Below are 19,484 nucleotides of genomic sequence, written 5' to 3' on the forward strand. Positions count from 1 at the left end.
GTGGGAGCAGTCCGGCTGATCGCGGGGATCGTCAACGTCCTCCTCCTGCTGTACGTCCTCGTGCTGTTCGCGCGGATGATCCTCGACATCATCCCCATGGTGAACCGCGGCTGGCGGCCGCGCGGTGCAGGACTGGTCCTCGCCGAAGCCGTGTACACGATCACCGATCCGCCGCTGCGCTTCCTCCGGCGCTTCATCCGCCCTCTGCGGGTCGGGCCGGTCGCCATCGACCTCTCATTCACGATCGTGATCCTCATCTGCTTCGTGCTGATGTCGATCACGGGTGCCCTTTCCGTCATATGACCAGACCTTCGCGCCGGCTCGGACCGGCGACTATGCTTGCCTGAAGCGACCGACCTCGAGGGAGGTCGTCCTGGCATCGGCCAAGCAGATTCATTGCCCAAACGAGCCCGAAAGAGGAAGAAATGCCACTGTCTCCGGATGACGTCGTCACCAAGCAGTTCCAACACGTCCGGTTCAAGGAGGGCTTCGACCCGGACGAGGTCGATGACTTCCTCGACGAGATCGTCGTCGAGTGGCGCAAGGCGCTGGCCGAGAACGAAGAGCTGAAGGCGAAGCTGGCCGCCTACGAGTCCGGCCAAGCTGCAGCGCCGGCCCAGGCCGCAGCCCCCGCTCAGACCGCAGCCCCCGCTCAGGCGGCTCCCGAGCCCGCACCGGCGCCGGTCGCGTCCGCTCCTGTCGCCGCTTCCGCCGACGGGGCCACGCAGAGCGCGAGCATCATCGAGCTCGCGCAGCGTCTGCACGACGAGCACGTGGCCGAGGGCAAGTCGCAGCGCGACAAGCTGATCGCCGACGCGCGTTCGCAGGCCGCAGCCATCGTCTCCGACGCCGAGGCCCGGGGCCGCGATGAGATCGCCCGGCTCGAGAAGGAGCGCGGCGCGCTCGAGGGCCGCATCGCCGAGCTGCAGCAGTTCGAGAGCGACTATCGCTCGCAGCTGCGCAGCTACATCGAGGGCAAGCTCCGCGACCTCGAGACCACCGGCACCAGCTCGGGTGCGACGCCGGTCTCGGCGGGCCTCTAGCTCGGTCACCGGCCCTTGACCGGTCGCGCACCATTGCGTACGGCGGCGGCCGGCACCATCGTTGTGATCCTCGCAGCGCTGGTGCTGGCCGCCGACCAGTTCACCAAGTACCTCGCCCTGCAGCATCTTCCTGTGGAACAGCCGGTGCACGTCATCGGCGACTTCCTGATCTTCTTCCGGATCACGAACGCCGGTGCCGCCTTCTCGCTCGGCGAGAACGTGACCTGGGTGTTCACCATCGCCCTGGCAGTGGTCGCCCTCGTCATCATCTGGCTCGTGGGAACGCGGGTCCGCTCCCGCGCGTGGACCATCATCCTCGGGCTGCTGCTCGGGGGCGTCCTCGGCAACCTCACCGATCGGCTCATCCGCGAGCCCGGTTTCGCTCGCGGTCACGTGGTCGACTTCATCAACACCCCATGGATGATGCCGGCCACCTACAACGTGGCCGACATGTTCATCACGACGATGATGATCGGCGTCGCGATCCTCGTGTTGATTGGCGTGCGCCTCGACGGCCGTGCGCGTGCCATAGCGACCACGTCCGACGAGGACTGACGTGGAGTCGCGCACGATCCCGGTGCCGGACGGGCTCGAGGGCACGAGAGTGGATGCCGCGCTCGCGAAGATGCTCGGATTCTCGCGGACCTTCGCAGCCGAGGTCGCGGACGCCGGCGGGGTCATCGCAGACGGTCGTGCCCTGGGCAAGTCCGACCGCCTGCACGCGGGCAGCTGGCTCGAGGTGAGCTGGACGCCCAAGAGCGAACCGCAGGTCGTTCCGCTCGCGGTGCCCGACCTCGGGGTCGTCTACAGCGACGACGACATCATCGTGGTGGACAAGCCCGCCGGCGTCGCGGCACACCCCTCGCTGGGCTGGGAGGGGCCGACTGTTCTGGGGGCGCTGGCGGCCGCCGGATTCCGGACGTCGACGAGCGGTCCGGCCGAGCGGCAGGGCATCGTGCACCGGCTGGATGCCGGCACCAGCGGCCTCATGGTCGTCGCCTCGAGCGAGCGGGCCTACGTGGCACTCAAGCGCGCGTTCAAGGAGCGCACGGTCGAGAAGATCTACCACGCGGTGGTCCAGGGACATCCCGACCCACTGGCCGGCACCATCGACGCCCCCATCGGCCGGCATCGCAGTCACCCGTGGAAGTTCGCGGTCACCCCCGACGGCAAGGACTCGGTCACCCACTACGAGACGATCGAGGCGTTCCGCGGGGCATCCCTCCTCGAGATCCATCTCGAGACCGGACGCACGCATCAGATCCGCGTGCACATGGCCGCCCACCGGCATCCGTGCGTGGGCGATCCGCTGTACGGGGCAGACCCGACCCTGTCCGCACGGCTGGGACTGACCCGGCAGTGGCTGCACGCGCATCGGCTGGCGTTCGAGCACCCGGGAACGGGGGAGTGGATGTCGTTCGCCTCCGCATATCCGGAAGACTTCCAGCACGCGCTGGACGTGCTGCGCGCCGAGTGAGCAGCGTGGCAGAGCTGAGCGTCGGAGCCGGTACGTAGACTCGAAACCGTGGCATCCGACTCCTTCGTTCATCTGCACGTCCACAGCGAGTACTCGATGCTCGACGGCGCCGCCCGGATCACCGAGATGGTCGCTGAGGCAGCCCGGCTGGAGATGCCCGCGATCGCGGTGACCGATCACGGCAACACCTTCGCCGCCTTCGAGTTCTACAAGGCCGCCAACGCCGCCGGCGTCAAGCCGATCATCGGCATCGAGGCGTACGTGACCCCCGGCACGCACCGCTCCGACAAGTCTCGGGTGCGCTGGGGCACACCCGAGCAGAACGACGACGACGTCTCGGGCTCGGGCGCGTACACGCACATGACGCTGCTCAGCGAGACGACCGAGGGCATGCACAACCTGTTCCGCCTCTCGAGTCGGGCGAGCCTGGAAGGCTACTACTTCAAGTCGCGCATGGACCGCGAGATCCTGCAGAACTACAGCAAGGGGCTCATCGCCACGACCGGCTGCCCGTCGGGCGAGATCCAGACCCGGCTGCGATTGGGACAGTATGAGGCCGCACGCGCGGCGGCCGCCGAGTTCCAAGACATCTTCGGGCGTGACAACTACTTCTGCGAGCTCATGGATCACGGGCTGTCCATCGAGCGCCGCATCGTCGACGATCTGCTCAAGATCGCCAAAGACCTGCACATCCCGCTGCTGGCCACCAACGACTCGCACTACACGCACCAGCACGACGCGACCAGCCATTCCGCGCTGCTGTGCGTGCAGTCCGGCTCGACGCTCGACGACCCCAAGCGGTTCAAGTTCGACGGCGACGGCTACTACATCAAATCGCCCGCCGAGATGCGGCAGATGTTCCGCGAGCGGCCAGGCGCGTGTGACAACACGCTGCTGATCGCCGAGCGGTGCAACGTCGAGTTCAACACCGGTGCGAACTACATGCCGCGCTACCCCGTGCCCGAGGGGGAGACCGAAGAGAGCTGGTTCCTCAAGGAGGTCGAGAGCGGCCTGCACTTCCGCTATCCCGACGGCATCCCCGACAAGGTGCGCAAGCAGGCCGACTACGAGTGCGGCGTCATCGCGCAGATGGGCTTCCCGGGCTACTTCCTCGTCGTGGCCGACTTCATCAACTGGGCCAAGGACCATGGCATCCGCGTGGGCCCCGGCCGCGGATCGGGTGCCGGGTCGATGGCCGCGTACGCTATGCGCATCACCGACCTCGATCCGCTCAACCACGGGCTGATCTTCGAGCGGTTCCTCAACCCCGACCGCGTGTCGATGCCCGACTTCGACGTCGACTTCGACGACCGTCGTCGCGGCGAGGTCATCCAGTACGTGACCGAGAAGTACGGCGATGACCGTGTAGCGCAGATCGTCACCTACGGCACGATCAAGGCCAAGCAGGCGCTGAAGGACGCCGGTCGTGTGCTCGGGTTCCCGTTCAGCATGGGCGAGAAGCTCACGAAGGCGATGCCGCCGGCGGTGATGGGCAAAGACATGCCGTTGAACGGGATGTTCGACCCGCAGCATCCCCGCTACAAGGAGGCGTCCGAATTCCGCACCGTCATCGAGACGGACCCCGAGGCCAAGACCGTGTTCGACACGGCTGTGGGCCTGGAGAACCTGAAGCGCCAGTGGGGCGTGCACGCGGCCGGCGTCATCATGTCGAGCCACCCGCTGATGGACATCATCCCCATCATGAAGCGGGAGCAGGACGGCCAGATCGTCACCCAGTTCGACTACCCGTCGTGCGAGACGCTGGGCCTTATCAAGATGGACTTCCTGGGGTTGCGCAACCTCACCATCATCAACGACGCCCTCGACAACATCGAGGCCAACCGCGGTCACCCGCTGGTGCTTGAAGAGCTGCCGCTCGACGACGAGGAGTCCTATGCGCTTCTCACGCGCGGCGACACGCTCGGCGTGTTCCAGCTCGACGGCGGGCCGATGCGCTCGCTGCTGCGGCTCATGAAGCCCGACAACTTCGAAGACATCTCGGCGGTCATCGCCCTGTACCGCCCGGGCCCGATGGGTGCTAATTCGCACATCAACTATGCGCTGCGCAAGAACGGGCAACAGGAGATCAGCCCGATCCATCCTGAGCTCGAAGAGCCGCTGAAAGAGATCCTGGAGACCAGCTACGGCCTGATCATCTATCAGGAGCAGGTGATGGCCATCGCTCAGCGGGTGGCGGGCTTCTCGCTCGGCCAAGCAGACATCCTGCGTCGTGCGATGGGCAAGAAGAAGAAATCCGAGCTCGACAAGCAGTACGCGGGCTTCCACCAGGGCATGATCGACCGCGGGTACGGCGAGGGCGCGATCAAGGCGCTGTGGGACATCCTGCTGCCCTTCTCCGACTATGCGTTCAACAAAGCGCACTCGGCCGCCTACGGTCTCGTGTCCTACTGGACCGCGTATCTCAAGGCCCACTACCCGGCCGAGTACATGGCGGCGCTGCTGACGAGTGTCGGCGACTCCCGTGACAAGCTCGCGCTCTATCTGAACGAGTGTCGCCGGATGGGCATCCATGTCCTCCCGCCGGACGTGTCGGAGTCCATCAAGTACTTCGCGGCCGTCGGCGAAGACATCCGCTTCGGCCTCGGGGCCGTCCGCAACGTCGGATCGAACGTCGTCGACGGCATCGTGCAGGCCCGCGCCGAAGGGCCCTACACCTCGTTCCACGACTTCCTGCGCCGTGTGCCCCCTCACGTCTCCAACAAGCGAACGGTCGAGTCGCTCATCAAGGCGGGTGCGTTCGACTCGATGGGCGCGACGCGCCGTGCGCTGGTCGAGATCCACGAAGACGCGGTCGAGGCGGCCGTGCTCGACAAACGGCGCGAGGCCAACGGCGAGGTCGGGTTCGACTTCGACTCGCTGTGGGGCGACGATGAGCCGCAGCACGATGCGAAGGTGCCCGACCGCCCGGAATGGACCAAGAAAGACAAGCTGGCGTTCGAACGCGAGATGCTGGGACTCTACGTCAGTGACCACCCGCTGGCCGGCCTGGAGATCCCGCTCGCCAAGCACGCCTCGACGAACATCCATGACCTGCTCTCGAACGAGGATGTGCGCGACGGCGACCAGGTCACGGTCGCGGGCCTGGTGACGAGCGTGCAGCACCGCGTGGCGAAGTCGAGTGGCAACCCTTACGGCATGATCACCGTCGAAGACTTCGACGGCGAGGTCACGGTGATGTTCATGGGCAAGACCTATCTCGAGTTCTCCTCGATGCTCCAAGGTGACTCGATCCTCGTCGTGCGCGGACGGGTGTCGCGTCGCGACGACGGATTGAACCTGCACGCCCAGTCGGCATTCGTGCCCGATCTGGGAGTGGTGGATGTCTCGGGTCCGCTGACCCTGCTGGTGCCCGAGCGGCGGGCCACCCAGCGCCTGGTGACCGAGCTCGCCGAGATGCTCGACCGTCATCGCGGCGACACCGAAGTCACCCTCAAGCTGCATCGCGGAGGTGTGGCGAAGGTGTTCGAGGTCCCGCATCCGGTGCGGGTCACCGCAGATCTCTATGGAGAGCTCAAGGGACTGCTGGGACCCCAGTGCCTGGGGTGACGGTTGGGTAGTATCGGACGACACGCGCGTGCAAGCGTGTACCGGAAGGGAGCACAGGTGACCGAGGAAAAGCAGAAAGAGCCGTCCGCCGACGCCGAGGCGGCACCGGAGGATGTCGCCCCTGCCGTCGCAGCGCCGGCCGAGCCCGAGTTCTCGGCCGCGGACGCGTCCGTCGACGAGAGTACCGACGCTCCTGCGGAGGTCGCACCGGACGCCGCTGCGGATGTCGCGCCGGACCCTGCCGCATCGGAAGCCGAGGTGTCTCCGGCCGACGACGCGTTCATCGACGACGCGCCTGCCGACGCGGCGCCCGCCGGAGCGGTCCAGTACGGCGTCGGGCCGTTCTCGCTCCGCGAAGTGATCCTGGCCGGTGTCTGGCTGGTCGCCTTCGTCGTGTCGTTCTTCTCGACCTCGTCGTTCGGCTTCAGCTCGGTGTGGACCAGCGGGATCGACTGGATCCTCACCATCGGTGTGCCGACCGTCGCCGTGTTCCTGATCGTGCTGCGGCGCCTGTCGCCGTCGGGCATCCGACGGGTCGGATCGCTGGGCATCGATCAGTTCGCCTCCGTCGCGTTCTCGGTCGCCGCGGTGCTGTGGCTCGGCCGCGTGTGGGCGCAGCTCGCCGTGACCATCGCGGGTGGCCCATGGGTCACCAGCTGGGTCATCTGGGTCGAGCTCGTGCTCATGCTCGCCGGCGTCGTGCTCACGGTGTTCGCGCCGGTCATCCCCGGCCTGTCCGAGGACTTCGCGGGACGCCCCGAGTCCGTCGCACACCGCAGCGCACGCGGCGTTCGTCCGGTGACGGCGCGTCCGCGTCCGGTCGCGCCCGCATACCAGCCCGCGCCCGCGTACGACGGCCAGCCTGCGGACTCCTCCGCGCCGGCCGAGCAGTACGCGCAGCCCCACCCGTATGCACAGCCCGACCCGTATGCACAGCCCGACCCGTACGCTTCCGCCGAGCAGTATGCGCAGCCCGACCCGGCCGCGGTGCAAGACCCGGTGCACAGTCCTGTTCCCGAGCAGGCGCCTGAGGCCGCCCCGCAGCCGGCGCAGCAGGCGTTCTGGGCGCTCGCTCCCGAAGAGCGCGACGTCGTCGACGACAACGGCGCCCCGCTGTTCCGCATCGGACCGACCGCCTGGGCGCTCGTGATCGAGGACCGCGGTTCGGCGTTCGTGATCCGTCACGAAGACGGCCGAGTGGGCTTGCTCACTGACGTGTCGGGGGTCACCCGCGGCTGAGGCCGTAAGAACGACGGGTGCGCGGCATCCCACCGGATAGCCTGGAGGGATGCTGCGCACCATCGATCTGAGGGGTCGGACGTTCACGCCGGCCGAACTGCTGGCCGCCGTCCCGCGGGCCCAGGCCGCCCGCGCCGACGCAGTGGACACCGCCGCCCGGATCGTGCACGACGTCGCCGCGCGCGGCGAGGCGGCCCTGCGCGAGCAGGCCGAGACCTTCGACCACGTCTCCGGTCACGAGATCCGGGTTCCCACGGCGCACCTCGACGAGGCACTCGCGGGACTCGACGCCGGCGTGCGCGCCGCGCTCGAGGAATCGATCCGTCGGGTGCGGGCAGCGTCTGCGGCTCAGGTTCCGCAGGGACGCACGACCGACCTGGGTGACGGTGGCCGCGTCGAGCAGCGGTGGCAGCCGGTGCGCCGCGCGGGCGTGTACGTTCCGGGCGGCAAGGCCGTCTATCCGTCGAGCGTCATCATGAACGTCGTGCCGGCGCAGGTCGCCGGTGTCGGCGAGGTGGCCCTGGCCTCGCCGCCGCAGGCGGCGTTCGGTGGCCGGGTCCACCCCGACATCCTCGCTGCCGCGCGTCTGCTGGGCATCACCGAGGTGTATGCGATGGGCGGCGCCGGTGCCATCGGCGCGCTCGCGCACGGTGTCGCGACCATCGACCTCGACCCGGTCGACGTCGTCACCGGTCCGGGCAACAACTTCGTCGCAGCCGCCAAGCGTGCTGTGGCGGGCCTGGTCGGCACCGACGCCGAGGCCGGCGCGACCGAGATCCTCATCGTGGCCGACGACAGTGCTGACCCCGTGCTGGTGGCGGTCGACCTCATCAGCCAGGCCGAGCACGATGAGCAGGCGTCGGCGCTGCTCGTCACCGACAGCACCGATCTGGCCGATCGTGTGCACGCCGCCGTGGAGGCGCGTATCGACGGCACCCGCAACGGCGCCCGCGCACGGACGGCGCTGGAAGGCGAACAGTCGGCGATCGTCCTGGTCGATGACCTCGACGCCGCCACGGCGTTCAGCAACGCCTACGCTCCCGAGCACCTCGAGCTGCACCTGGCCGACCCCCGCCCGGCGGCCTTCGTGAACGCCGGAGCGGTCTTCGTCGGGGCGTACTCGCCGGTGAGTCTGGGCGACTACCTCGCCGGCAGCAATCACGTGCTGCCCACCGGCGGCCAGGCGCGCTATGCGGCCGGTCTTTCCGCCGCGACCTTTCTGCGCCCACAGCAGGTCATCGCCTACAACCGCGACGCACTGCACGAGGTCGCGGGCCACATCGTGGCCCTCGCCGACGCGGAGGCACTGCCTGCGCACGGCGAAGCGGTCACGGCCAGGTTCGCGGGGTAGTCTGTCGGCTGATGCACTGCCCCTTCTGCCGCCACCCCGATTCCCGCGTCATCGATTCCCGCACGAGCGACGACGGTCTCAGCATCCGTCGCCGTCGGCAATGCCCCGAATGCGGGCGTCGCTTCTCGACAGTCGAGACCGCGAGCCTCACCGTCATCAAGCGCTCGGGCGTCGCCGAGCCGTTCAGCCGTGAGAAGGTCGCGGCCGGCGTGCGCAAGGCCTGCCAGGGCCGCCCGGTCACGGAAGACGACCTGGCCATGCTCGCGCAGCAGGTCGAAGAGGCGCTGCGCGGCACCGGCGCATCGCAACTGGAGACGAACGACATCGGTCTGGCGATCCTGGGCCCGCTGCGCGAGCTCGATGAGGTGGCGTACCTCCGCTTCGCGAGCGTCTACCAGGCCTTCGACTCCCTCGAGGACTTCGAGGCGTCCATCGCCCAGCTGCGCGCCGACCACAGCCGCGCCTGAGATCACCGGAGCCCGATGTACCCGTTCCTGTTCCGTACCGTTCTCTCGCGCATGGATCCGGAGTTCGCCCACCACAGCGCGATGCTCGTGATCCGCGTGCTCGGCGTGCGTCCGTTCTCCTGGGCGGCGCGAGCGATCGCCAAGCCCGATCCGTCACTGCGCAGGCGCGTCCTCGGACTCGATTTCGATTCGCCGTTCGGCGTCGCCGCCGGGTTCGACAAGAACGTGCTGGGCGTGCGTGGCCTCTCGGCCCTGGGCTTCGGGCATGTCGAGGTCGGGACCGTGACCGCCATCCCGCAGGACGGCAACCCGAAGCCGCGCCTGTTCCGACTCATCCCCGACCGCGCCGTGGTGAACCGCATGGGCTTCAACAACCGCGGCGCCGAGGCTGCGGCGGCCCGGCTGCGGCGCCTGCGTCGCGGAGGGCGCCACGGCGTGATCGGCGTGAACATCGGCAAGAGCCGGGTGGTCGACGTCGCCGATGCCACCGGCGACTACGTGCGCAGCGCCACGCTGCTCGCGCCGTTGGCCGACTACCTCGCCGTGAACGTGTCGTCGCCGAACACTCCCGGCCTGCGCGGTCTGCAGGCGGTCGAGACTCTGCGCCCGCTGCTGGCAGCGGTGCAGGATGCCGCGGGCACGACCCCGCTGCTCGTGAAGATCGCCCCCGACCTGCCCGACGACGAGATCGCGGCGATCGCGACGATGGCCGTCGACCTGGGGCTTTCCGGCATCATCGTCACCAACACGACGATCTCCCGCGAGGGGCTGACCACAGACCCGGCGGTCGTGGCCGCCGCGGGGGAGGGCGGTCTGTCGGGCGCCCCGTTGAAACAGCGCGCGCTGGATGTTCTGCGCCAGGTGCGACGCGTCGTTCCCAGCCCGTTCACGGTCATCGCCGTCGGCGGCGTCGAGACGGCCGCCGATGTGCAGGAGCGGCTGGATGCCGGAGCCGACCTCGTGCAGGGGTATACGGCGTTCCTCTACCGCGGACCCCTGTGGGCGCGGCAGATCAACCGCGGTCTCACTTCGTCGGGTACTGCCCGCGCTTGACCTGAGGCTTGGGCAGCCGCATCCACCGCATCTGAATGGTGCGCATCGCGCCGTACCAGCCCAGACCCTTCTCACGCCGGTCGCCGAACTTCTTCGCCGCGGCCTTCTTGATGCGCATCGAGGTGACGACCATGTCGATGATGACGAGCACGACGTAGGCCCAGAGCACGATCATCGCGTAGACCTGCAGCATCACGAGGTTGACCATCATGATGACGATGACGAGGATCATCAGCGGCATCACGAGTTCGCCCACGTGCCAGCCGGCGTCGATGAAGTCGCGCACGAAGCGGCGCTGGGGCCCCTTATCGCGGGCCGGCAGGTACTTGTCTTCACCGGCGGCCATGCCGACCCGAGCCTTCTCGCGCTGCGCGGCCAGATCGGCCTTCTGCCGCTGACGGGCCTCTTTGGTGTCCGGAACGAGGGGCCGCTTGCGGGCGGCCTCCTGCTCGGCACGCGACGGAGTGGGACGTCCCTTGCCGCTCATGGGCGTCTCGTCGGTGACGTCGTGCTCGTCGGCGGCTGTCTTCTTGGACACGGATGAACCTCGGGATCGGGGATGGGGTGCCCTTAAGATTACCCGCATGACCTCACAGTCGCCTCGACACGAAGCCGTCCATGCCGCCGCCGCCGACGCAGTGCCCGCAGCCCTTGCCGATCTGGGTGCGCTGGTGCGCATCCCCTCGATCGCGTTCCCGGGCTTCGACCGCGCGCAGGTGCAGCGCAGCGCCGAGGCGGTGAAGGCTCTCGCGGAGGGGACCGGAATGTTCGACCGGGTCGAGATCCGCGATGCGGCGATCGACGGTGGACCGGAACGCGGCATGCCCGCCGTGCTGGCCACGCGCGCCGCGCGCAACGGTCGGCCGACGATCCTCCTGTACGCGCACCACGACGTGCAGCCGGTCGGCGACGAATCGCTGTGGGAGTCGACGCCGTTCGAGCCGACCGTGCGCGGCGGACGCCTCTACGGGCGCGGGGCGGCCGACGACAAGGCCGGCGTGATGGTGCACATCGGCGCGCTGCGTGCGCTGCGTGCGGTCCTCGGCGACGACATCGACCTCGGGGTGGCCCTGTTCATCGAGGGCGAGGAGGAGGCCGGCTCCCGCTCGTTCTCGCAGTTCCTCTCCGACAACGCCGACGCACTGCGCGCCGACGTGATCGTCGTCGCCGATTCCGGCAACTGGGACGCGAAGACCCCCGCCGTCACGGTGTCGCTGCGCGGGAACGCGCGATTCACGCTGACCGTGCGCACGCTCGAGCACGCGTCGCACTCCGGCATGTTCGGGGGAGCGGTGCCCGACGCGATGATGGCCACCGTGAAGCTGCTGGCGACGCTCTGGGATGACGACGGCGCCGTGGCCGTCGAGGGTCTGGCCACACGGGATGCTGCGACCCCCGACTACTCCGAAGAGACCCTGCGCGATGAGGCAGGGCTTCCCGAACAGGTCACACCGATCGGGCGCGACAGCATCCTCAGTCGGATCTGGAACAAGCCGTCGATCACGGTCACGGGCATCGACGCGCCCAGCGTCGTCAACGCGTCGAACACTCTCACTCCCGAGGTGAAGGTCGTCGTCAGCGCGCGCGTCGCACCGGGGCAGAACGCCCGCGACGCATACGAGGCCATCGCCGCGCACCTGCGCGCCCGTGCACCGTTCGGCGCGGAGCTCTCCTTCACGGACGTCGATTTCGGCGACGGCTTCCTCGTCGACACGAGCGGGTGGGCCGTGCAGGATGCACGTGTCGCCATGGAGGCCGGATACGGCGTGGCGCCGGTCGACCTCGGCGTCGGCGGGTCGATCCCCTTCGTCGCGGACCTCGTGCGGGAGTTCCCCGAGGCGCAGATCCTCGTGACCGGTGTCGAAGACCCGCACGCGCGCGCCCACAGCCCGAATGAGTCGCTTCACCTGGACACTTTCCGAAACGCCCTCGCGGCCGAGGCTCTCCTGCTGGAACGCCTCGACGCGCGCGCTCTCTGAACACGCCTGGACGGGCGGCCCCGGTGTTCGCCTCGGGCGTAGACTCGTGGCATCCACCCGCCCATCACGGAGGAATGCCATGACCGACACCGCACTGACGACCGAGCAGCCTGTCCGCGAGCACGGAGTTCTGCTGACAGAAGCCGCCGCGCAGAAGGTCAGGAGCCTGCTCGCCCAGGAAGGCCGCGATGACCTGCGTCTTCGCGTCGCTGTGCAGCCGGGGGGATGCTCGGGACTGATCTATCAGCTCTACTTCGACGAGCGCTTCCTCGACGGCGACAAGGCCGTCGACTTCGACGGCGTCGAGGTCATCGTCGATGAGATGAGCGTCCCGTATCTGGACGGCGCCACGATCGACTTCCAAGACACCATCGCGCAGCAGGGTTTCACCATCGACAACCCCAACGCGTCGGGCAGCTGCGCCTGTGGCGACAGCTTCCACTGACCTCTGATCGCGCCTGTGGCGCGGAGCCTCCACCTGAACGAATGGCCAGAATCGGGTGGGAGGTTGCTCTAGACTGGCCTCTGTCAGTTCGTTGATCCGGAAAGGTGCACTGTGCCCTCGAAACGTCGCCTCCGCTGGCTCGCCCTCCCGCTCGGGACCGCTGCGGCCGTTCTGCTGGCGGGTTGCACTTCGTCCCAGCTCCACGGGTTCCTCCCTGGTTTCGAGGACGCCGATGCTCCGCCGGCGACGAACCGCACCGACATGGTGGCGGCGCTGTGGACCAACTCGTGGGTCGTCCTGCTCATCGTCGGTCTCATCACCTGGGGCCTGATGCTGTGGGCCATGGTGGCCTATCGTCGCCGTAAGGGCCAGACGGGACTGCCGGTCCAGCTGCGCTACAACATGCCGATCGAGATCTTCTACACGGTCGTGCCGCTCATCCTCGTCGCGGGCATGTTCTCGTTCACCGCCCGTGACCAGACGACCCTCGAGACGCAGGACCAGAACCCCGATGTGTCGGTGACGGCGATCGGCAAGCAGTGGTCGTGGGACTTCCAGTACAACGGCGAGGCCGCCGACAACTCCGACGCCGTCTGGACGATGGGGACGCAGGCTCAGCCCGACAAGGACGGCAACGTCGACCAGGACGCCCTGCCCACCCTGTACCTGCCCGTGAACGAAAGCGTGCGCATCGACCTCGAGTCGCGTGACGTCGCCCACTCGTTCTGGGTCATCGACTTCCTCTACAAGAAGGACCTCTACATCGGCCGCGACAACTCCTGGTCGTTCACGCCGACGCGCGAGGGCACCTACCAGGGCAAGTGCGCCGAGCTGTGTGGTGAGTACCACTCGGCCATGCTGTTCCGCGTGAAGGTGGTCAGCGCCGACGAGTACCAGCAGCACCTCGACGAGCTGCGTGCCGAGGGCAACACGGGAGACATCACGGACGCATACGACCGCCTGAACAACGAGCCGGGCACGGGCGCCCAGAATGAGGGAGAGAACTGAGATGGCGACAACGCTCCCGTTGCAGGAAAGCGGCCGCACCACGTTGCCGCCCCGCCAGGCGGCGCTGATGTCCTCGACGCGTGTCGAGTCCAAGGGCAATATCGTCGTTCGGTGGATCACCTCCACCGACCACAAGATCATCGGGTACATGTACCTGATCTCCTCTGTCATGTTCTTCATGCTTGGCGGTGTGATGGCGCTGATCATCCGTGCCGAGCTGTTCGCCCCGGGCATCCAGATCGTTGCGACGAAGGACCAGTTCAACCAGCTGTTCACGATGCATGGCACGATCATGCTGCTGATGTTCGCGACGCCGTTGTTCGCCGGGTTCGCCAATGCGATCCTGCCGTTGCAGCTGGGGGCTCCCGATGTGGCGTTCCCCCGGTTGAACGCTTTTGCGTTCTGGTTGTTCCTGTTCGGATCGCTGATCGCGGTGGCGGGGTTCCTGACTCCGCAGGGTGCGGCGGCGTTCGGGTGGTTCGCGTACCAGCCGTTGGCGAATGCGACGTTCTCGCCGGGGGCCGGCGGCAACCTCTGGTTCCTGGGCCTGGGGATGAGCGGTTTCGGCACGATCCTCGGCGCTGTGAACTTCGTCACCACGGTGATCACGATGCGCGCTCCGGGCATGACCATGTGGCGCATGCCGATCTTCTCGTGGAACACGCTGATCACCAGCATCCTGATCCTCATGGTCTTCCCGGTGCTGGCCGCCGCCATCCTCGCGGGTGCTGCTGACCGCATCCTCGGTGCGCACATCTACGATGCGGCGAACGGCGGTGTGCTGCTCTGGCAGCATCTGTTCTGGTTCTTCGGGCACCCCGAGGTGTACATCATCGCGCTGCCGTTCTTCGGCATCGTGTCCGAGATCTTCCCGGTCTTCAGCCGCAAGCCGATCTTCGGATACAAGACGCTCGTGTACGCCACGATCTCGATCGCCGCGCTGTCGGCGTCGGTGTGGGCGCACCACATGTACGTCACCGGCGCGGTGCTGCTGCCGTTCTTCTCGCTGATGACCATGCTGATCGCGGTTCCGACGGGTGTGAAGATCTTCAACTGGATCGGCACGATGTGGCGTGGCTCGGTGACCTTCGAGACGCCCATGGTCTTCGCGATCGGCTTCCTGGCCTCGTTCGTGTTCGGTGGCCTGACCGGCGTGATCCTCGCGTCGCCGCCGCTGGACTTCTTCCTGTCTGACTCGTACTTCGTGGTGGCGCACTTCCACTACGTGGTGTTCGGCACGGTCGTGTTCGCCATGTTCTCGGGCTTCTATTTCTGGTGGCCGAAGTGGACGGGCAAGATGCTCAACGAGCGGCTGGGGATGGTGCACTTCTGGATGCTGTTCATCGGCTTCCACATGACCTTCCTCGTGCAGCACTGGGCCGGTGTCGACGGCATGCCGCGTCGCTACGCCGACTACGCACCGTCCGACGGCTGGACCTGGATGAACCAGGTGTCGACCATCGGCGCCATGCTGCTGGGTTCGTCGATGATCCCGTTCCTGCTGAACGTCTGGATCACGGCGCGGAACGCACCCAAGGTGACGGTGAACGATCCGTGGGGCTACGGCGCGTCGCTCGAGTGGGCGACCAGCTGCCCGCCGCCGCGGCACAACTTCACGTCGATCCCGCGAATCCGCAGCGAGCGGCCCGCGTTCGACCTGAACCACCCCGAAGCGGCGCCCGATGGCGTCCACCTCGTGGCCGCCACGAACGGAGAGGCGAAGTAAATGCGCACCAACGCAGTGCTCTGGTGGGTCATCTGCGCGTTCTTCGTGCTGATGTCCGTGGTCTACACGGTGTGGTCGGTGCTCCCGCACCCTGACCTGCCCTGGAACCACGGTGTGGAGTGGGTCGGTACGGTCGCTCTCCTGTTCGTCGGACTCATGTCGGCACTCATCGCCTTCTACATCGGGCGTGTGCACCACGCGCAGGGCGGCGAGTTGCCCGCTGACGTGCTGACCGCCGAGATCGACGACGGCGACCCCGAGATGGGCGAGTTCTCGCCGTGGTCGTGGTGGCCGCTCGTTCTTGCACTGTCGGCCGCATTCGCCATGATCGGCTTCGCCGTCGGCACCTGGATGCTCCCGATCGGTGTGGGCATCTTCGTCGTCGCTATCGTCGGCTGGGTCTACGAGTACTACCGCGGGCACTTCGCTCGCTGAGAGCTCCTTCAGAGGGCCCTGGCACCGGGTTTCCGGGCCGGGGCCCTCTGCCGTTGGCGGAGCGCGTCCTCGGCGCGCGCCGACGGCCCTCCCGCCCGTGAGAGAACAGCTGGTCGCCGAGAGAGCGGGTATTTCCCACGCTCTCGTCCGTCAGCTGTACTCTCACGGCCGGGCGACGTAGCGTGGGCGGCATGGCGCTCTCGGTCCGCACGGCACGTCCCTCCGACATCGACGCGATCCTCGCGGTGCAGGCACACGGCGAGGGCGCGACCGGCGATCGGTTCCGCAGCTGGGCCACCCGCGCCGTCGAGGCGGAGCACGAGCGCGTGTGCGTCGCAGAGGAGACCGACGCAGTCGTCGGGTGGGCGGCCACGAGACGCTTCGACGATGCGGCGGGCGCAGCGCCTGCGGGCGAGTACCTCATGGGCGTGCGTGTACGCACCGCACACCGACGTGGGGGAGTCGGCGCCGCGCTCGTGGCGGCGCGTCTCGAGCTGATCCGACGGTCGGGCGCGGCGCGCGCGTACTACTTCACGAACGTGCGGAACGCGGCATCCATCGCGGCACACCGCCGGTGGGGCTTCCGGGAGATCGCCCGTGGGCCACGGTTCCGCGACGTGCCGTTCGATGGGGGAGAGCGCCTTCTCTTCGCCGTCGACCTCTGACGCGCGCGAGGGGCGTGCGAGCAGCGCACAGACGCACGAGCCCGGGCAGCAGAAGGGCCCCGCTGCACGGTGTGTGCAACGGGGCCCAGGGGAGGAGCGGTGTGACCTACTGGTCGCGGTCGCTCTCCCGGTGATGCTTGTTCTCTTCGTCATCGCTGAGGACGGACGTCGGCGTGGTCGGGATCTCACCAGTCTTCGCGTCAGGGTCCTGCGGCCGCAGCGGCGATTCGGGGTGGCCGGCGCGGGCGTGCGCCCCCTGGATCTCGGACGAGGTGGTCGCGTTGACGTCCTCCAGCGTGTGGTGCTGGTGCGCCACGGCGGCCTCGATCTCCGACTGGGTGACCGGGGTGAGACGGTCTTCGAAGAACCAGCGCGACAGAGCCGAGCGGGTGTTCTGCCAGAAGCCGATCTTGCCCTTGGCGTTCGGACGAACGACGAGAGGCTCGTACGTCTCGTAGTCGACCAGCTTGAAGCGGTCGTACTGGTCGACGGTGCGGTGCACCTCGGTGAACTCGCCGCCCGGCAGGCGCACGATGCGACCGGATTCGTAGCCGTGAAGGACGATCTCGCGGTCCTTCTTCTGCAGTGCGATAGCAATGCGTTTGGCGACGAAGTACCCGATGATCGGTCCGAGGATCAACAGCCCCTGCAGCGTGTGGATCACGCCTTCCATCGTGACCGAGAAGTGCGTCGCGATGAGGTCGGATGACGCCGCCGCCCACAGGACCGCGTAGAAGATCACACCGGCGACGCCGATGGCGGTGCGGGTGGCCGCATGGCGGGGACGCTGCGCGATGTGGTGCTCGCGCTTGTCACCGGTGACCCAGGCCTCGATGAACGGGTAGATGAGCACCAGGATGATGAACAGACCCAGCACCAGCAGCGGCAGGATGATGTTGAACGACCAGGTGTGGTCAAGCCACACGAACTCCAGGTGCGGGGGCACCAGGCGCAGAGCACCGTCCGCGAAGCCGATGTACCAGTCGGGCTGGGTGCCGGCGGAGACGGGGGACGGGTCGTACGGGCCGTAGTTCCAGATCGGGTTGATCGTGAACAGCGAGGCGATCAGCACGATCACACCGAAGACGATGAAGAAGAAACCGCCCATCTTCGACATGTAGACCGGCATCATCGGGTAGCCGACGACGTTGCTGTTCTTGCGGCCGGGCCCCGCGAACTGCGTGTGCTTGTTGATGACCATGAGCATCAGGTGCAGCACGAGCAGCCCCACGAGGATCGCCGGCAGCAGCAGGATATGCAGCGTGTACAGGCGCCCCACGATCTGGTCGCCGGGGAACTCGCCGCCGAACAGCAGGAACGAGATCCAGGTGCCCACGAGCGGGATGCCCTTGACCATGCCGTCGATGATGCGCAGACCGTTGCCGGAGAGCAGATCGTCGGGCAGCGAGTAGCCGGTGAAGCCCTCGGCCATCGCGAGGATGAACAGGATGAAGCCGATCACCCAGTTCAGCTCGCGGGGCTTGCGGAAGGCGCCCGTGAAGAAGATCCGCAGCATGTGCACGCCGATACCGGCGACGAACACCAGCGCGGCCCAGTGGTGGATCTGGCGGACCAGGAGACCGCCGCGGATGTCGAACGACAGGCGCAGCGTGGAGTCGAGCGCGGCCGACATCTCGACACCGCGCATCGGGATGAAGGAGCCGGCGTAGTGCGTCTCGACCATCGAGGCCTGGAAGAAGAACGTCAGGAAGGTCCCCGAGAGGAGGATGACCACGAAGCTCCACAGCGCGATCTCACCCAGCATGAACGACCAGTGGTCGGGGAAGATCTTGCGGCCGAGCTCTTTGACGAAGCCGGAGAGGCTCGTCCGCTCATCGATGTAGTTCGACGCCCAGCCGACGAAACGGCCGCCGAGCGGCTTTTCCTTCGTTTCCTCCTGGAAGCGGGAGGTGGCGGTTGCAGTACTCAATGACGCTCCCAGAAGCTCGGGCCGACGGGTTCTTGGAAGTCGCTCTTGGCGACGATGTAGCCTTCGGCATCGACCTCGATCGGCAGCTGCGGCAGCGCGCGCGCCGCCGGGCCGAAGATGACGCGGGCGCCGTGCGAGACGTCGAACTGCGACTGGTGGCACGGGCACAGCAGGTGGTGCGTCTGCTGCTCGTACAGTGCGACCGGGCAACCGACGTGCGTGCAGACCTTGGAGTACGCGACGATGCCGTCGAAGCCCCAGTCCTCATGGCCCGGCTCGGGGTGCAGCTGGTCGACGGGCAGGCGCATCAGCAGCACGATGGCCTTGGCCTTCTCGTCGAGGTAGCCCTCCGCGTGGGTGACATCGGCCAGAGCCTCGGGGATCACGTGGAACGCCGAGCCCAGGGTCACGTCGGAGGCCTTGATCGGCACACCGCTGGGGTCGTGGGCCAGGCGCATGCCCTTCTTCCACATGGTGTGGCTGAGCAAGTGCACCGGGTCGCCCGCGTAGGGGTTCGAGGGGCTGCTGTGCGGGGCCAGGCCGCGGAACAGCACGACGCCGGGGGCGATGGATGCCACGACCGCCGCGATCAGCGAGTTGCGGACCATCGCACGGCGACCGAAGCCGGACTCCTCGTTGGCATCGGCGAACGCCTTGACGGCGGCCTCGCGGGTGCTGTCACGACCGCGGGTCGCGTGCCGGGGCTCGACGAACTCCTTGTCGGACATGATCGCCTTCGACCAGTGGATCGCGCCGATGCCGATCGCCAGCAGCGCGAGTGCGATGCCGAGGCCGATGAAGAGATTGTTGTGCCGGATGCTGGTGATCTGGCCGTCTTCGATCGGGAAGATCATGTAGGCGGCCACCGCCCAGATGCTCGCGGCGACCGACAGGTAGAACAACGTGTAGACCGTGCGGACGGCCCGCTTCATGGCGGCGGGGTCTTTGTCGGTCACCCGCTCGCGGTGCGGCGGCAGTTCGTCGTTCTGCACCGGATCGGGGACCGCGACGGCGAGCCCGGGGGAGGGCTGCCACGAAGCCCTCTCGTGCTCGAGCGGGTCTTCCTCGTGTGCCATGGTGCTCCTCGTGCGTGGAATTG

General features: G+C 67.6%; 18 protein-coding genes. 15 read left to right on the forward strand and 3 right to left on the reverse strand.

Translation table 11 applies throughout. The features are described 5' to 3' along the window. The 9 genes from PU630_RS06345 to PU630_RS06385 all read left to right on the forward strand — a co-directional run bounded on the left by PU630_RS06345 (position 1) and on the right by PU630_RS06385 (position 10,197). The gene (locus PU630_RS06345) at positions 1–303 is read left to right on the forward strand and encodes a YggT family protein (protein ID WP_275279498.1); all 303 of its coding nucleotides are present in this window, start codon (positions 1–3) and stop codon (positions 301–303) included. A 122-nt stretch (positions 304–425) separates the two neighbouring features. Continuing rightward, complete coding sequence (locus PU630_RS06350) at positions 426–1,043, forward strand: DivIVA domain-containing protein (protein WP_275279500.1); 618 nt, start codon at positions 426–428, stop codon at positions 1,041–1,043. Between the two features lie 15 nt (positions 1,044–1,058). After that, positions 1,059–1,598 carry a signal peptidase II gene (gene lspA, locus PU630_RS06355; RefSeq protein WP_275279501.1) on the forward strand — a complete coding sequence of 180 codons (540 nt, stop codon included), beginning with the start codon at positions 1,059–1,061 and terminating at the stop codon, positions 1,596–1,598. Between the two features lies 1 nt (position 1,599). Then, the gene (locus tag PU630_RS06360; RefSeq protein WP_275279502.1) at positions 1,600–2,520 is read left to right on the forward strand and encodes an RluA family pseudouridine synthase; all 921 of its coding nucleotides are present in this window, start codon (positions 1,600–1,602) and stop codon (positions 2,518–2,520) included. Between the two features lie 96 nt (positions 2,521–2,616). Beyond that, on the forward strand, positions 2,617–6,087 hold the full coding sequence (gene dnaE, locus PU630_RS06365; protein WP_275280038.1) for a DNA polymerase III subunit alpha: 3,471 nt from the start codon (positions 2,617–2,619) through the stop codon (positions 6,085–6,087). Positions 6,088–6,144: 57 nt separating this feature from the next. Next, complete coding sequence (locus PU630_RS06370; protein ID WP_275279503.1) at positions 6,145–7,326, forward strand: hypothetical protein; 1,182 nt, start codon at positions 6,145–6,147, stop codon at positions 7,324–7,326. Positions 7,327–7,375: 49 nt separating this feature from the next. Then, entirely contained in the window at positions 7,376–8,677 is a 1,302-nt protein-coding gene (hisD, locus tag PU630_RS06375; protein WP_275279505.1) for a histidinol dehydrogenase, read from the forward strand. A gap of 11 nt (positions 8,678–8,688) precedes the next feature. Then, positions 8,689–9,144 (forward strand): transcriptional regulator NrdR, encoded by a 456-nt coding sequence (gene nrdR, locus PU630_RS06380; protein WP_275279507.1) that lies wholly within the window; start codon positions 8,689–8,691, stop codon positions 9,142–9,144. A gap of 15 nt (positions 9,145–9,159) precedes the next feature. Further along, entirely contained in the window at positions 9,160–10,197 is a 1,038-nt protein-coding gene (locus PU630_RS06385) for a quinone-dependent dihydroorotate dehydrogenase (protein ID WP_275279508.1), read from the forward strand. Here the strand turns inward: PU630_RS06385 and PU630_RS06390 are convergent. Beyond that, on the reverse strand, positions 10,169–10,684 hold the full coding sequence (locus tag PU630_RS06390; RefSeq protein ID WP_275280039.1) for a DUF3043 domain-containing protein: 516 nt from the start codon (positions 10,682–10,684) through the stop codon (positions 10,169–10,171). The two genes, PU630_RS06385 and PU630_RS06390, sit on opposite strands and share 29 nt — an antisense overlap. 97 nt (positions 10,685–10,781) lie before the next feature. Between PU630_RS06390 and PU630_RS06395 the strand changes: the two genes are divergently transcribed. The 6 genes from PU630_RS06395 to PU630_RS06420 all read left to right on the forward strand — a co-directional run bounded on the left by PU630_RS06395 (position 10,782) and on the right by PU630_RS06420 (position 16,455). Next, positions 10,782–12,176, forward strand: coding sequence for a dipeptidase (locus tag PU630_RS06395; RefSeq protein ID WP_275279509.1), 1,395 nt, complete (start codon positions 10,782–10,784; stop codon positions 12,174–12,176). Between the two features lie 79 nt (positions 12,177–12,255). Beyond that, the gene (gene erpA / locus PU630_RS06400) at positions 12,256–12,621 is read left to right on the forward strand and encodes an iron-sulfur cluster insertion protein ErpA (protein ID WP_275279510.1); all 366 of its coding nucleotides are present in this window, start codon (positions 12,256–12,258) and stop codon (positions 12,619–12,621) included. A 111-nt stretch (positions 12,622–12,732) separates the two neighbouring features. Next, positions 12,733–13,629, forward strand: coding sequence for an aa3-type cytochrome oxidase subunit II (ctaC, locus tag PU630_RS06405; RefSeq protein WP_275279511.1), 897 nt, complete (start codon positions 12,733–12,735; stop codon positions 13,627–13,629). A gap of 1 nt (position 13,630) precedes the next feature. Next, positions 13,631–15,355: an aa3-type cytochrome oxidase subunit I gene (gene ctaD / locus PU630_RS06410; RefSeq protein WP_275279512.1), complete on the forward strand. Its 1,725-nt coding sequence runs from the start codon at positions 13,631–13,633 to the stop codon at positions 15,353–15,355. After that, positions 15,356–15,790, forward strand: a complete 435-nt coding sequence (locus PU630_RS06415; RefSeq protein WP_275279513.1) for a cytochrome c oxidase subunit 4 — start codon at positions 15,356–15,358, stop codon at positions 15,788–15,790. It begins immediately after the preceding gene. A gap of 191 nt (positions 15,791–15,981) precedes the next feature. Beyond that, complete coding sequence (locus PU630_RS06420) at positions 15,982–16,455, forward strand: GNAT family N-acetyltransferase (protein WP_275279514.1); 474 nt, start codon at positions 15,982–15,984, stop codon at positions 16,453–16,455. A gap of 106 nt (positions 16,456–16,561) precedes the next feature. Here PU630_RS06420 and qcrB read toward each other — a convergent pair whose 3' ends face one another. Together qcrB and qcrA are read right to left on the reverse strand one after the other, a co-directional pair. Continuing rightward, positions 16,562–18,385 (reverse strand): cytochrome bc1 complex cytochrome b subunit, encoded by a 1,824-nt coding sequence (gene qcrB / locus PU630_RS06425; RefSeq protein ID WP_275279515.1) that lies wholly within the window; start codon positions 18,383–18,385, stop codon positions 16,562–16,564. Next, entirely contained in the window at positions 18,382–19,461 is a 1,080-nt protein-coding gene (qcrA, locus tag PU630_RS06430) for a cytochrome bc1 complex Rieske iron-sulfur subunit (protein WP_275279516.1), read from the reverse strand. Before qcrA ends, qcrB begins: the two co-directional genes overlap by 4 nt. Between the last annotated feature and the right edge of the window lie 23 nt (positions 19,462–19,484).

Source organism: Microbacterium horticulturae, assembly GCF_029094505.1.
Lineage (GTDB): Bacteria > Actinomycetota > Actinomycetes > Actinomycetales > Microbacteriaceae > Microbacterium > Microbacterium horticulturae.